At 66.5% G+C, this 14,286-nt stretch carries 13 protein-coding genes; 5 read left to right on the top strand and 8 right to left on the bottom strand.

Translation table 11 applies throughout. From position 1 onward, the window contains the following. Positions 1–10: 10 nt before the first annotated feature. The 4 genes from lspA to murJ form a co-directional block, all read right to left on the bottom strand. Complete coding sequence (lspA, locus tag ACM0O9_RS18765) at positions 11–535, bottom strand: signal peptidase II (RefSeq protein WP_005415709.1); 525 nt, start codon at positions 533–535, stop codon at positions 11–13. Then, positions 535–3,366, bottom strand: a complete 2,832-nt coding sequence (gene ileS, locus ACM0O9_RS18760; protein WP_414603925.1) for an isoleucine--tRNA ligase — start codon at positions 3,364–3,366, stop codon at positions 535–537. The genes lspA and ileS overlap by 1 nt, the downstream gene beginning before the upstream one ends. After that, on the bottom strand, positions 3,363–4,310 hold the full coding sequence (locus ACM0O9_RS18755; protein WP_005415707.1) for a bifunctional riboflavin kinase/FAD synthetase: 948 nt from the start codon (positions 4,308–4,310) through the stop codon (positions 3,363–3,365). The genes ileS and ACM0O9_RS18755 overlap by 4 nt, the downstream gene beginning before the upstream one ends. A 75-nt stretch (positions 4,311–4,385) precedes the next feature. Continuing rightward, positions 4,386–5,990 (bottom strand): murein biosynthesis integral membrane protein MurJ, encoded by a 1,605-nt coding sequence (gene murJ / locus ACM0O9_RS18750; RefSeq protein ID WP_414603938.1) that lies wholly within the window; start codon positions 5,988–5,990, stop codon positions 4,386–4,388. A gap of 117 nt (positions 5,991–6,107) precedes the next feature. Between murJ and rpsT the strand changes: the two genes are divergently transcribed. After that, a complete protein-coding gene (gene rpsT / locus ACM0O9_RS18745; RefSeq protein ID WP_005408560.1) occupies positions 6,108–6,377 on the top strand; it encodes a 30S ribosomal protein S20 in 270 nt (89 codons plus the stop codon). A gap of 194 nt (positions 6,378–6,571) precedes the next feature. Here the strand turns inward: rpsT and cgtA are convergent, their stop codons facing one another. From cgtA to rplU, 3 genes are all read right to left on the bottom strand, one after another. Continuing rightward, positions 6,572–7,624, bottom strand: coding sequence for an Obg family GTPase CgtA (gene cgtA / locus ACM0O9_RS18740; RefSeq protein WP_069139083.1), 1,053 nt, complete (start codon positions 7,622–7,624; stop codon positions 6,572–6,574). A 177-nt stretch (positions 7,625–7,801) separates the two neighbouring features. Next, positions 7,802–8,065 (bottom strand): 50S ribosomal protein L27, encoded by a 264-nt coding sequence (rpmA, locus tag ACM0O9_RS18735; RefSeq protein WP_005415704.1) that lies wholly within the window; start codon positions 8,063–8,065, stop codon positions 7,802–7,804. Between the two features lie 18 nt (positions 8,066–8,083). Then, a complete protein-coding gene (rplU, locus tag ACM0O9_RS18730) occupies positions 8,084–8,392 on the bottom strand; it encodes a 50S ribosomal protein L21 (protein WP_005408557.1) in 309 nt (102 codons plus the stop codon). A 317-nt stretch (positions 8,393–8,709) separates the two neighbouring features. On the opposite strand from rplU, the gene uvrA reads away from it, so the two are divergent. The 3 genes from uvrA to ACM0O9_RS18715 all read left to right on the top strand — a co-directional run bounded on the left by uvrA (position 8,710) and on the right by ACM0O9_RS18715 (position 12,926). Further along, positions 8,710–11,703, top strand: a complete 2,994-nt coding sequence (gene uvrA / locus ACM0O9_RS18725) for an excinuclease ABC subunit UvrA (protein ID WP_414603924.1) — start codon at positions 8,710–8,712, stop codon at positions 11,701–11,703. Beyond that, complete coding sequence (locus ACM0O9_RS18720) at positions 11,703–12,116, top strand: acyl-CoA thioesterase (protein WP_414603923.1); 414 nt, start codon at positions 11,703–11,705, stop codon at positions 12,114–12,116. The genes uvrA and ACM0O9_RS18720 overlap by 1 nt, the downstream gene beginning before the upstream one ends. 84 nt (positions 12,117–12,200) lie before the next feature. After that, positions 12,201–12,926, top strand: coding sequence for an enolase (locus ACM0O9_RS18715; protein WP_164092684.1), 726 nt, complete (start codon positions 12,201–12,203; stop codon positions 12,924–12,926). Positions 12,927–12,998: 72 nt separating this feature from the next. Here the strand turns inward: ACM0O9_RS18715 and ACM0O9_RS18710 are convergent, their stop codons facing one another. After that, the gene (locus tag ACM0O9_RS18710; protein WP_005415700.1) at positions 12,999–13,445 is read right to left on the bottom strand and encodes a copper chaperone PCu(A)C; all 447 of its coding nucleotides are present in this window, start codon (positions 13,443–13,445) and stop codon (positions 12,999–13,001) included. Positions 13,446–13,479: 34 nt separating this feature from the next. Here ACM0O9_RS18710 and ACM0O9_RS18705 point away from each other — a divergent pair, with 34 nt between their 5' ends. After that, a complete protein-coding gene (locus ACM0O9_RS18705) occupies positions 13,480–14,256 on the top strand; it encodes an enoyl-CoA hydratase/isomerase family protein (protein WP_005415699.1) in 777 nt (258 codons plus the stop codon). The last annotated feature ends 30 nt before the right edge of the window (positions 14,257–14,286 follow it).

Below are 14,286 nucleotides of genomic sequence, written 5' to 3'. Positions count from 1 at the left end.
AGCGGCCGGCTTACGGTTTCGGATTGGCATTATCCGCCTTTTTGGCGGACTTGCCGTCGAACAGGCCAAACAGGGCGATGCCGATGGCACCCACCACGATGGCCGAATCGGCGATGTTGAACGAGGGCCAGGTATAGCTGCCCACATACCACTGGATGAAATCGACCACATGGCCGTGCACCTGGCGGTCGATCACGTTGCCGATGGCACCGCCGATGATCAGCGCATACGGCACCGCGGCCTTCCAGTTGCCACGGGCGGTGCCGCGCAGCCACCAGGCCATCAGGCCGCTGATGGCGATCGCCAGCGCGGTGAAGAAGTACTTCTGCCAACCACCGGCGTCACTCAGGAAACTGAACGCCGCACCGGTGTTGTAGGTGCGGTACCAGTTCCAGAAGCCGTCGATGACCACCACCGGCTGGAACTCCGGCAGGCTCGACAGCACCCAGGCCTTGGACCACTGGTCCAGGCCGATGATGGCGGCCGACAGCAGCAGCCAGACCAGGGCGTTCGGATGCGGACGGGACGCGGCCATCAGAACCAGCTCCGCACTTCACCGGCACCGGTGATGTTGCTCACGCAGCGGCCGCACAGTTCCGGATGGTCGGCGTTGCTGCCGACATCGGCGCGATGGTGCCAGCAGCGCACGCACTTGGTCTTGGTGGTCGGCTGGGCGCTGACGAACACCTCGTCGGTGGTCGCCGGCCGCACCTGCACGTCGCCGCTGATGAACAGGAAGCGCAGTTCATCGGCCAGCGGCTGCCACTTCGCGGCCTGCTCTTCGCTGGCGGCGATGGTGATTTCCGCTTCCAGCGCGGCACCGATCGCGCCGTTTGCACGCATCGGCTCGAGCACCTTGGCCACCTGCTCGCGCACAGCCAGCAGCTGGTCGAAATCGGCGGCGTTGAGCTGGGCACCGGCCGGCAGCGGCGCCAGGCCGTCGTACCAGGTGGTGAACAGCACATGGCCGGCACGTTTGCCCGGCAGGTAGCCCCACAGCTCGTCGGCGGTGAAGGTCAGGATCGGCGCCACCCAGCGGGTGAACGCTTCGGCGATGTGGTACATCGCGCTCTGTGCCGAACGGCGACCGTGCGAATCGGTCGGCATGGTGTACAGGCGGTCCTTGGTCACGTCCAGGTACAGCGAGCCCAGGTCCACGCTGCAGAAGTTCAGCAGCAGCTGCACGATCTCGGCCATGTTGTAGCCGTCGTAGGCCGCCTTGATCTTCTCCTGCAGCTCCCAGGCGCGATGCACGATCCAGCGGTCCAGCGCGACCATCTGCCCGAGCGGTTGCAGGTGCCGGGCCGGGTCGAAACCGTCCAGGTTGCCGAGCAGGAAGCGTGCGGTGTTGCGCAGGCGGCGGTAGGCGTCAGCATTGCGCTTCAGGATTTCCTGCGACAGCGACATCTCGTTGCTGTAGTCGGCCGAGGCGATCCACAGGCGCAGGATGTCCGCGCCCAGCTTGTTCATGATGTCCTGCGGCTCGATGCCGTTGCCCAGCGACTTGGACATCTTGCGGCCGTGCTCATCCACGGTGAAGCCGTGGGTGAGGCACTGCTTGTACGGCGCGCGCTTGTCGATCGCCACGCCGGTCAGCAGCGAGGACTGGAACCAGCCGCGGTGCTGGTCGGAGCCTTCCAGGTACAGGTCAGCCGGCTTGCCGAAGCCACGCGCGGCGAGCACGCCTTCATGGGTCACGCCCGAATCGAACCAGACGTCGAGGATGTCGGTGACTTTCTCGTAGTCGGCCGCTTCGGCGCCGAGCAGTTCGGCGGCGTCCAGCGAGTACCACACATCGATGCCCTCGGCTTCGACGCGGTCGGCGACCTGCTGCATCAGCTCCACCGAGCGCGGGTGGATCTCGCCGGTCTGGCGATGGGTGAACAGTGCGATCGGTACGCCCCAGGTGCGCTGGCGCGAGATGGTCCAGTCCGGGCGACCGTCGACCATGCTCTGGATGCGCGCCTTGCCCCAGGTCGGGAACCAGCCGACAGTGTCGATCGCAGCCAGCGCATCGCTGCGCAGGTTGGCCTTGTCCATCGAGATGAACCACTGCGGAGTGGCGCGGAACACCACTGGTGTCTTGTGGCGCCAGCAGTGCGGATAGCTGTGGCGGATCGGGTGGAAGGCCAGCAGCGAACCATTGTCGCGCAGCACGCCGACGATGGCCTCCTGCGCCTTCCACAGGTGCTGGCCGGCCAGCACCACCTCACCGGCCGGCGGGGTCGATTCCAGGTACACGCCACGGCCGTCGATCGGGGTCACCTGCCCGGCGTTGTACTTGTCCAGCAGGCCGTACTTCTGGCTGACCACGAAGTCTTCCTGGCCGTGGCCAGGGGCGGTGTGCACCGCACCGGTACCGTCCTCGTCGGAGACGTGGTCGCCATTGAGCAGCGGGATGTCGCGCTCCGGATAGAACGGATGCGCCAGCAGCTGGTTCTCCAGCGCCGCACCGGTGGTTTCACCGTGCAGCACGACGCTCTCGACGCCGTAGCGCTGCAGCGAGCGCTCGGCCAGCGCGGCGGCCAGCACCAGCCAACGGCGCTTGCCGTTGTGGGCCGGGCCTTCGGCCAGCACATAGTTGATTTCCGCGCCCAGCGACACCGCCAGCGAGGCCGGCAGCGTCCACGGGGTGGTGGTCCAGATCGGCACGGCCACTTCGACGTCGGCCTGCACGCTCACGCCGAACGCCTTGCCGATGGCCTGGGCATCGCGCGCGGCGTAGGCCACGTCGATCGCCGGCGATTCCTTTTCCTGGTACTCGATCTCCGCCTCGGCCAGTGCCGAGCCACAGTCGAAGCACCAGTACACCGGCTTGGCGCCACGCACCAGGTGACCGTTGGCGACGACCTTGGCCAGCGCACGGATCTCATTGGCTTCGAAGTCGAAACTCAGGGTCTTGTACGGGTTGTCCCAATCGCCGGTCACGCCCAGGCGCTTGAAGTCCACGCGCTGGATGTTGATCTGCTCTTCGGCGAACTCGCGGCACTTCTGCCGGAATTCAACCGCATCGAGCTTGGTGCCGACCTTGCCCCACTTCTTCTCGACCGCGATCTCGATCGGCAGGCCATGGCAGTCCCAGCCCGGCACGTAGGGCGCATCGAAGCCGGCCAGGTAGCGCGACTTGACGATGATGTCCTTCAGGATCTTGTTGACCGCATGGCCCAGGTGGATGCGGCCGTTGGCGTAGGGCGGGCCGTCGTGCAGCACGAACAGCGGGCGGCCGGCGGCGTTGTCACGCAGCTGCTGGTAGAGCCCCTGCGCTTCCCACTGCGCCAGAATGCCCGGCTCGCGCTTGGGCAGGTCGCCGCGCATCGGGAATTCGGTGGCTGGCAGGTTCAGGGTGGTCTTGTAGTCCTGGCTCACGCAGTGGCTCGCAATCTATGTTCGGAAAGGAGGGCGCGCGCCTGTTCGGCGTCGCGGTGCATCTGGTCGGTCAGTGCCGCCAGATCATTGAATTTCTCTTCGTCGCGCAGCTTGGCGACAAACTCCACGTCGATGTGGCGCCCGTACAGGTCGCCCTGGAAATCGAACAGGTGGGCTTCCAGCAGCGGCTCCACGCCCTCCACCGTCGGCCGAGTGCCGAAGCTGGACACCGACGGCCACGGCTGGTCGAACACGCCGTGCACCCAGGTTGCGTAGATGCCCGACAGCGCCGGGGTCTTCGGGAAGCGCAGGTTGGCGGTGGGGAAGCCCAGCGTACGGCCGAGCTGGCGACCGCGCACCACGCGCCCGCTGATCGCATACGGGCGACCAAGCAGGTCGTTGGCGCGGGCGAAATCGCCCCCCTGCAGCAGCTGGCGGATGCGGGTGCTGGAGATGCGCTCGCCATGCAGGTCCACCGCTTCAATCTCGCCGGCGCTGAAGCCCAGTTCGGCGCCCATCTCCTGCAGCAGCGCCAGATCACCGCGGCGGCGGTTGCCGAAGCAGAACTCCGGCCCGATCCAGACTTCGCGGGCGCCCAGCCGGTGCACCAGCAACCGGCGCACGAAGGTCTCGGCCGGCATCGCCGCCATCGCCGCGTCGAAGCGCAGCAGGCCGACCGCATCGACACCGAGCTCGCGCAGGATCTCGACCTTGCTGCGCGCCAGGGTCAGCCGCGGCGGCGGCGTGCCCTGGGCGAAGAATTCACGCGGCAGCGGCTCGAATGCCACGGCCACTGCGGCCACGCCCAAGGCGCGCGCGCGGGCGACCGCGTGGCGGACCAGCGCACGATGGCCCAGGTGAAGGCCGTCGAATGCACCGATACAGACCACGCTTCCGTTGGGGAACAGCTCCCCGCCCTCGACGCTTCTGAACAGCCTGCTCATCAACTCTCGTTCCGGCCCGACCGGGGCCGCCGCTTCAATGGTGTAACCCTGAAGTATAGCCGCCACGGGCCGCGATCAATGCCCGCGCAGGTCGCGCGGGCGGAAGCCCATCGCCAGCATGGCCACGGCATAGGTCGCGCCGCCGCCGCCGACCAGCAACGCAAGGGCACCGATCCGCTCCCAGACACGCATCGCGGAGAAACCCGGCAGCCAGTGCAGCAGGGCCAACAGCACGCCAACCATGGCCGCACAGGCCAGCACCAGGCGCAGCAGATAGCCGCCCCAGCCCGGCCGGCGCTGGTAGACATCGGTCTTGCCCAGCCAGTACCAGAGCAGGCCCAGGTTCAGGTAACTGGACAGCGCGCTGGCGATGCCCAGTGCCAGGTGCAGGCCCGGCTGCTTGCCGATGGCCGCCATCACGCCCTGCGCCTTCAGCGCGTCGGGCACCATCACCTGGTACAGCACGGCCAGCAGGGCGAAGTTGAACACCATGTTGGCCACCAGCGCCGCCACGCCGGCGCGCACCGGGGTCCTGGTGTCCTGGCGGGCGTAGAAGGCCGGCAGCACCACCTTCAGCAGGGCGAATGCCGGCAGGCCGAAGCTCAGGCCATACACCGACAGCGCGGTCATGCGGGTGTCGAAGGCGCTGAACTGGCCGTGCTGGAAGATGGTCGCGATCAGCGGCTCGGCCAGCAGCAGCAGGCCCAGCATGGCCGGCACCGAGATCAGCAGGGTCATGCGCAGGCCCCAGTCCAGCGAGCGCGAGAAGCCCTCGCGGTCGGTGCTGACATGGTGGCGGGCCAGCGCCGGCAGGATCACCGTGCCCAGGGCCACGCCGAACACGCCCAGCGGCAGCTCCAGGAAGCGGTCGGCCAGCGACAGCCAGGACTGCGAGCCGTCGGTCAGCTTGGCCGCGATCACCGTATCCAGCAGCAGGTTGATCTGCGCCACCGAGGAACCGAACAGGGTCGGCACCATCAGCGTCATGACCTTGCGCACGCCCGGGTGGCGCCAGCCCCAGCGCGGCAGGGTCAGCAGGTTGATGCCCTTCAGCGAGGGCAGCTGGAACAGCAACTGCAGGATGCCGGCGGCCAGCACCGCCCAGCCCAGCGCCAGGATCTGCTTTTCCGGCGTACCGCCCAGCCGCGGTGCCAGCCACAGCGCGCCGGCGATCATGCACAGGTTGAGAATGACCGGGGTCAGCGCCGGCATGGCAAAGCGCTGGAAGCTGTTCAGCGCACCACCGGCCAGTGCGGTCAGCGAGACGAACAGCAGGAACGGGAAGGTCAGGCGGAACAGGTCGACCAGCAGGCCCTGCTTGATCGGGTCGGTATCAACGCCACTGGAGAAGACCGAGGCCAGCTGCGGCGCGAAGATCAGCGCCAGTGCGGTGACCAGCATCAGCACCCCGCCCAGGGTGCCGGCGGTGCGGGCCATCAGTTCGCGCAGCTCGGCGTGGCTGCGGGTTTCCTTCACTTCCGTGAACACGGGCACGAAAGCGGTGGCAAACGAGCCCTCGGCGAACAAACGCCGCAGGAAATTGGGTACCCTGAAGGCGACCCAGAAAGCATCAGTGATGGCGTTGGTGCCGAACGTGGTGGTCACCACGAAGTCCCGGACAAGTCCGAGAACGCGCGAGACCATGGTCATGCTGCTGAACGACAGCAGGCCCCGCAACAACTTGGGTGAACTCACTCAGCGTCCCTCTTGACAATCGACTTGACGTGCATTTCTTACGCCATCATACTAGCTAGCTTGCTGTTCCCATAACACCGATTTTTTCAGGAAACCACCACCGTGGCCAATATCAAGTCCGCCAAGAAGCGCGCCAAGCAGACCGTCGTGCGCAACGCGCGCAACGTGGCTCAGCGCTCGATGCTGCGCACCGCTGTCAAGAAAGTGATCAAGGCGCTGGACGCCAACGATGCCGCCGGCGCCGAAGCCGCCTTCGCCGTTGCCCAGCCGATCCTGGATCGCTTCAGCGCGCGTGGCCTGATCCACAAGAACAAGGCTGCTCGCCACAAGAGCCGCCTGAACGACCGCATCAAGGCCCTCAAGGCCGCCTGATCCGGCGTTGCCGCCCTGCCCTTCGGGGTTGGGCTGCAGACAAAAGCCCGGCCCCGGCCGGGTTTTTTGTTGCCCGCGATCCGGGACTTTTGACACGTCCGGGGTCAGATCCCTTTTCCAGCGGAAAAGGGATCTGACCCCGGCAACAAAAAACCCGGCCGAAGCCGGGTTTTCCGCATGGAACCACAACGCCATCATTGCGCGTCGCGGGCTTCCTGCTCTTCTTCTTTCTGGCGATCGAAGAAGGCCATGATCCGGCTCATGATCGGGAAGGTGCCTTCGCGACCCAGTGCGGAGACCAGGAACCACGGCTCCTTCCAGCCCAGCTCGGCAACGATCTGCTCGGCCGCGGCCTGCGCCTCGTCTTCGAACATCAGGTCAGCCTTGTTCAGCACCAGCCAGCGCGGCTTTTTCAGCAGTTCCGGATCGTGCTTCCCCAGCTCGCGCTCGATCGCACGCACCTGCTCCACCGGCGAGATGCCGTCCACGCCACCTTCCATCGGCGAGATGTCCACCAGGTGCAGCAGCAGGCGGGTGCGCTGCAGGTGGCGCAGGAACTGCGCGCCCAGGCCGGCGCCATCGGCCGCGCCTTCGATCAGGCCGGGAATGTCGGCGATCACGAAGCTGCGGTGGTTCTCCACCTTCACCACGCCCAGGTTCGGGTACAGCGTGGTGAACGGGTAATCAGCCACCTTCGGCGTCGCCGCCGAAACGGCGCGGATCAGGGTGCTCTTGCCGGCGTTGGGGAAGCCCAGCAGACCGACATCGGCCAGCAGCTTCAGCTCCAGCTTCAGCGTGCGCTCCTCGCCCGGCTCGCCCGGCAACGCCTGGCGCGGCGAGCGGTTGGTCGAGCTCTTGAAGTGCATGTTGCCCAGGCCGCCACGACCGCCCTTGGCCACCAGCAGGCGATCGCCGTGCTGGGTCAGGTCGCCGATGACTTCATCGGTCGCCACGTTGATCACCACGGTGCCGACCGGCACGGTGATGGTCAGGTCTTCGCCACCCTTGCCATAGGCCTGGCGGCCCATGCCGTTCTCGCCGCGCTGCGCCTTGAAGATGCGGTCATGGCGGAAGTCGACCAGGGTGTTCAGGTTTTCGTCGGCGCGGATGTACACGCTGCCGCCCGCACCGCCGTCGCCGCCGTCCGGGCCGCCGAGCGGAATGAACTTCTCGCGACGGAAGCCAATGCAGCCGTTGCCGCCGTTGCCGGCGAACACTTCGATTTCTGCTTCGTCTACCAGTTTCATTGTTTCGATGCCTGCGATGGGCGTGGCCTGCCGGCCGCCGCCTTGAATGTTATGCCTGCCGATGGCCGGCAGCCCGGCCTGGCCGGTCTTGCTTCAACTCTAACGAAAAGCCCCGCCGAAGCGGGGCTCTTCATGCAGCACTCCCATGCCGGGGCACGGGTGCCGGCGATGCCTGGATCAGGCGTCGGCCGAGACGATGCTGACGGTGCGACGCTTCTTGGCGCCCTTGACCGAGAACTCCACCTTGCCGTCCACGAGGGCGAACAGGGTGTGGTCACGGCCCAGGCCAACGCCCGAACCCGGGTGGAACTGGGTGCCGCGCTGACGCACGATGATGTTGCCGGCTTCGATGGCCTGGCCGCCGAAGATCTTGACGCCCAGGTACTTCGGGTTGGAGTCGCGACCGTTGCGCGAGGAGCCTACGCCCTTTTTATGTGCCATGACTGCTTCTCCTGATGCTTAGCCGGCGATGCCGGTGATCTCGATTTCGGTGTAGTACTGACGGTGACCCTGACGCTTCATGTGGTGCTTGCGGCGACGGAACTTGATGATCCGGACCTTGTCAGCACGACCCTGGGACAGGACCTTGGCGGTGACGGCAGCGCCCTTCAGCGCATCGCCCAGCTTCACGCCGTCGCTGTCACCCAGCATCAAGATGTTGTCAAACTTGATCTCGCTGCCGACTTCGACTTCGAGCTTTTCAATGCGGAGCTTTTCGCCCTGCGCCACGCGGTATTGCTTACCGCCGGTGACCAGTACTGCGTACATGACCAGGCCTTCCTCTGTAGTTATTGTGGTCTGAGCTGCCGCCATCGAGGGCGGACAGGAGCGGGATTGTACGCAGATCATCGGGCGCGGGTCAAGTCAACCCCTGAACGCCGCAGGGGGCGGCGTCGGAACGGGGTCAGATCCCTTTTCACCCCGTGAAAAGGGATCTGACCCCTGCCTGTCGGCCTGTCTCACAAGGTGAGACACCGGGCTGGCATTGTCGCCCATTGCCCCCATCTGGTCACCTCGGTAGGCTGACCGATTGCCGTTCCCTGCTGGCCCGGCACCCAGCCAACGCCCCCACAACCGGATCCCCCATGGCGATGGATTTCATCCGCATCCGCGGCGCGCGGACGCACAACCTGAAGAACCTCGACCTCGACCTGCCCCGCGACAAGCTGATCGTGATCACCGGCCTGTCCGGCTCGGGCAAGTCCTCGCTGGCGTTCGACACCATCTATGCAGAAGGCCAGCGCCGCTATGTCGAGTCGTTGTCGGCCTATGCGCGCCAGTTCCTGAGCGTGATGGAAAAACCGGACCTGGACCACATCGAGGGCCTGTCCCCGGCGATCTCGATCGAGCAGAAGTCGACCTCGCACAACCCGCGTTCGACGGTCGGCACGATCACCGAGATCTACGACTACCTGCGCCTGCTGTACGCCCGCGTAGGCACCCCGCGCTGCCCAGACCACGGCTACCCGCTGGAAGCGCAGACGGTCAGCCAGATGGTCGACCAGGTGCTGACCCTGGACCCGGAACAGCGCTACATGCTGCTGGCGCCGGTCATCCGCGACCGCAAGGGCGAGCACGCCCAGGTGTTCGACCAGCTGCGCGCGCAGGGCTTCGTGCGCGTGCGCGTGGACGGCGAGCTGCATGAGATCGACGCGGTGCCGCCGCTGGCGCTGCGCCAGAAGCACACCATCGAGGCGGTGATCGACCGCTTCCGCCCGCGCGAGGACATCAAGCAGCGCCTGGCCGAGAGCTTCGAGACCGCGCTGAAGCTGGGCGACGGCATGGCCTCGGTGCAGAGCCTGGACAACACGGAAACCGCGCCGACCCTGTTCTCCTCCAAATACTCCTGCCCGGTCTGCGATTACTCGCTGCCGGAACTGGAGCCGCGCCTGTTCTCGTTCAACGCACCGATGGGCGCCTGCCCCGGCTGCGATGGCCTGGGCATGGCCGAGTTCTTCGATCCCTCGCGCGTGGTGGTGCACCCCGAGCTGTCGCTGGCCGCCGGTGCGGTGCGCGGCTGGGACCGCCGCAATGCCTACTACTTCCAGCTGATCGCTTCGCTGGCCAAGCACTACCGGTTCGACGTCGACGCGGCCTGGAACTCGCTGCCGGACAAGGTGCAGCAGGCCGTGCTGTACGGCAGCGGCGATGAAGCGATCACCTTCACCTACTTCACCGAAGCCGGTGGCCGCACCCAGCGCAAGCATCGCTTCGAGGGCATCATTCCCAACCTCGAGCGCCGCTACAAGGAAACCGAATCGCCGGCGGTGCGCGAGGAGCTGTCCAAGTACATCAGCGAACAACCCTGCCCGGAATGCCATGGCGCGCGCCTGAACAAGGCTGCACGCAATGTGTTCGTGGCCGACCGCCCGCTGCCGGAGCTGGTGGTGCTTCCGATCGACGAGGCGCTGAAGTTCTTCAGCGAGCTGAGCCTGCCGGGCTGGCGTGGCGAGATCGCGGCGAAGATCGTCAAGGAAATCGGCGAACGCCTCGGCTTCCTGGTCGACGTGGGCCTGGATTACCTGACCCTGGAGCGCAAGGCCGACACCCTGTCCGGTGGCGAGGCGCAGCGCATCCGCCTGGCCAGCCAGATCGGTGCCGGCCTGGTCGGCGTGATGTACGTGCTCGACGAACCGTCGATCGGCCTGCACCAGCGCGACAACGAACGCCTGCTGGGCACCCTCACCCGCCTGCGCGACCTCGGCAACACGGTGATCGTGGTCGAGCATGACGAGGACGCGATCCGCCTGGCCGACTACGTGCTGGACATCGGCCCGGGCGCAGGCGTGCATGGCGGCGAGATCGTCGGCCAGGGCACCCTGCAGGACATCCTGGAGGCACCGCGCTCGCTGACCGGCCAGTACCTGTCGGGCAAGCGCGCGATCGAGATTCCGGCGCGCCGGCACAAGCCGAACCCGAAGATGACCCTGCACCTGCGCGGGGCCAGCGGCAACAACCTCAAGGGCGTGGACCTGGCGATTCCGTCGGGCCTGCTGACCTGCGTGACCGGCGTGTCCGGCTCCGGCAAGTCGACCCTGATCAACGACACCCTGTTCTCGCTGGCCGCCAACGAGATCAACGGTTCCTCGCACCCGATCGCCCCGTACAGGGAGATCGATGGTCTGGACCTGTTCGACAAGGTGGTGGACATCGACCAGTCGCCGATCGGCCGCACCCCACGTTCGAACCCGGCCACCTACACCGGCCTGTTCACTCCCCTGCGCGAACTGTTCGCACAGGTGCCCGAAGCGCGTGCACGCGGCTACTCGCCGGGCCGCTTCAGCTTCAACGTGCGTGGTGGCCGCTGCGAGGCCTGCCAGGGCGATGGCCTGATCAAGGTCGAGATGCACTTCCTGCCGGACGTGTATGTGCCGTGCGATGTCTGCCACGGCAAGCGCTACAACCGCGAGACGCTGGAGATCCTGTACAAGGGTTTCAACATCAACGACGTGCTGGAAATGACCGTCGAGGATGCGCTGAAGCTGTTCGAGCCAGTGCCGTCGATTGCACGCAAGCTGGAAACGCTGGTCGACGTCGGCCTGAGCTACATCAAGCTGGGCCAGAGCGCGACCACGCTGTCCGGTGGCGAAGCGCAGCGCGTGAAGCTGTCCAAGGAACTGTCGCGCCGCGATACCGGCCGCACCCTGTACATCCTCGACGAGCCGACCACCGGCCTGCACTTCCACGACATCGAAGCGCTGCTGGGCGTGCTGCACAAGCTGCGCGACGAAGGCAACACGGTGGTGGTGATCGAGCACAACCTGGACGTGATCAAGACCGCCGACTGGATCGTCGATCTGGGTCCGGAGGGCGGCCACCGCGGCGGCACCATCCTGGTCACCGGCACGCCGGAAGACGTGGCGGCCTGCCCGCAGTCGTACACCGGCCAGTTCCTGGCCCGCATGCTGCCCTCCACCAGCGCGCGCCCCGAGCAGCCGGCCGCCGTGGCCAACAAGCCCGACGCCCGCCCGCCGCGCAAGGTGAAGCCCGAGAAGCCGGCCAAGGTGGCGAAGAAGGCCGTGGCCGCCAAGAGCACCGGCAAGGCCAGCAAGAGCACGACGAAGAAGAAGGACGCCTGATGAGCAGCGAACACAAGATCCTGGCCCGCATCCCGATCAGCGTGCGCTGGCGCGACATGGACAGCATGGGCCACGTCAACAACGCCAAGTACATTTCCTACCTGGAAGAAGCGCGCGTGCGCTGGATGCTGGGCGTGGACGGCGTGTCGATGACCGACCGCATCGCACCGGTGGTCGCCGCGACCAACGTCAACTACCGGCTGCCGATCGTGTGGCCCAACGACATCGTGGTCGAATTGTTCGTCGAGCGCCTGGGCAACAGCAGCGTGACCATCGGCCACCGCATCGTCGACCAGCAGGACGCATCGAAGCTGTACTCGGATGGCAACGTGGTGGTGGTGTGGATGGATACGCAGACCGGCAAGAGCGCGCCGCTGCCTGAGGCGATCCGCAACGCTTCCACCTGGAAGTAGTGCCGGCCGCTGGCCGGCAACCTCCAGACGCTTCGCGCATGCCGGCCAGCGGCCGGCACTACCGATCCAATTCAAAGGACTGACATGATCCACCAGACTGAACTGAGCGACCTGCTGCCCGGCATGGTCCCCTTCCCCACCGACGTCTTCCCCGCCGACCAGGCCTGGCTCGGCCAGCACCTGCTGCCGCTGCTGAAGATCGACCTCGGTGTGCTGCGCCCGGAACTGGCCGGCCAGGTGGCGACGATGCTGTGCCCGATCGAGCCGTACGACGGCTGCATCGGCGAAACCACCGAAGAACACCACAACGATTTCACCGCCACCAACTGGATCGCCTTCGAGCTGACCGCCGGCAACCAGATGCGCTTCCTCGGCAACGAGGGCTATTTCATCGGCGATGCAGTACAGGACAAGGACGCGCAGGAACACATTGCGCAGATGCGCGACAGCTACGCCAAGGCCCGCGACTACCACGCCATGCATGGCCGCCTCGCCTGCTACTCGCGCTACGGCAAGGGTGAGGCCAGCGAGCGTGCTTATCTGGATACGCTGGGGGGACAGATTTCCTGTGGCAACTGGATCGAAACGGCCGATATTCCTGCCGCCTTCACCCTGGAATTCACCGACGCCGCCAACGACCGGCATGCTCCAGATGATGCCGAACTGGCGATCATCCGCCGCGATGGCCACAAGTTCTTCGCCGTCGCCGAAGTCGCCGGCTACAACTGGTGCGCCACCGGCGCCGACGCGATCGTGATGCTGTATGAGCCGGTGAGCCGCACGGTGCTGTTCTCGTACGACTGGTCGTAAGACCTGCGCTAGTGCCGGCCGCTGGCCGGCATTTCCTGTTTTTGCCGGCCAGCGGCCGGCACTACCATCCCGCTACGGCGCGGCCTTGCGCACGGTCAACGTCGCGCTCGCTTCACCACCACCTTCCAGCTGCAACTGCAGCGGCAGCGCCTGCCCCTCCTTCAGCGCCCCCCGGCCCTGCATCAGCATCAGGTGCAGGCCACCGGGCTTGAGTTCGGCACGCGCGCCGGCTGCCAGCGGCAGGCGCTCGATCGCGCGCATCCGGCTGACGCCATCGACGATCGTGGTCTCGTGCAGCGACACGTCGCCGAAACTACTGCTGGTCGCACCGGTGATCACCACCGCCCTGCTGCAGCCGTTGTGGATCACGCCATAGCCGGCAGTCATCGGCATCGCCGGATTCGGTGGCAACCGCGCCCAGCCCTGCTCCACCGTGACGCAGCGTGATTCCGCAGCCGAAGCCGATGCTGCGGCCGCACACAGCACCCACAGTACGCCAACGAATGGTTTGGTTATCATCGCCCAGGTTCCTTCTTCGCAACGAGACCGCAGCATGACGACGCTCATCGAGGTGATCAACCACGGCCCCATCCGCGAACTGCGCCTGGCGCGGCCGCCGGTCAATGCACTGGACACCGATCTGTGCCGGCAGTTGATCCATGCCATCGAACTGGCCATGGCCGAAGACGCGCACGGCATCGTGCTGTCGGGCAGCGAGCGCATCTTCACCGGTGGAATGGACGTGCCGCACCTGCTCTCGCATGGCGATGACAAGCACAAGCTGCTGGACACCTGGAACGCTTTCTTTGGCGCCGTGCGCACACTGGCCGAGAGCCGCATCCCGGTGGTCGCGGCGATCACCGGCCACGCGCCGGCCGGCGGCTGCGTGCTGGCCCTGTGCTGCGACTACCGGGTAATGGCGCGCAGCGCCGATCCGTCGCGGCCGTATGCCATCGGCCTGAACGAGGTGCAGGTGGGCCTGATCGCGCCGGAGGGCATCCAGCGCCTGCTGCGCCGTGCGGTGGGCGTGCACCGCGCCGGCGTGCTGCTGACCACCGGTTCGCTGGTACCGGCCGAACAGGCGCTGCAGATCGGCCTGGTCGATGAACTGGCCGAAGGCGACCTGGTGGTGGCCCGCGCCGTGGCCTGGCTGCAGAACCTGCTCAAGCAGCCTCGGCAGCCGATGCTGCTGACCCGCGCCATCGCTCGCGCCGACCTGCACGAAGCGCTGCACCCGGACCTGATCCAGCTGGACCGTTTCGTCGAGGCCTGGTTCGCCCCGGACGCACAGAACGCCCTGCAGGCCCTGGCGGCGCGCCTGGGCAAATAGACGGTAGTGCCGGCCGCTGGCCGGCAACCG

Source organism: Stenotrophomonas sp. FR012, from assembly GCF_047520565.2.
Lineage (GTDB): Bacteria > Pseudomonadota > Gammaproteobacteria > Xanthomonadales > Xanthomonadaceae > Stenotrophomonas > Stenotrophomonas sepilia.
This window is presented reverse-complemented; position numbering and strand designations above follow the sequence as displayed.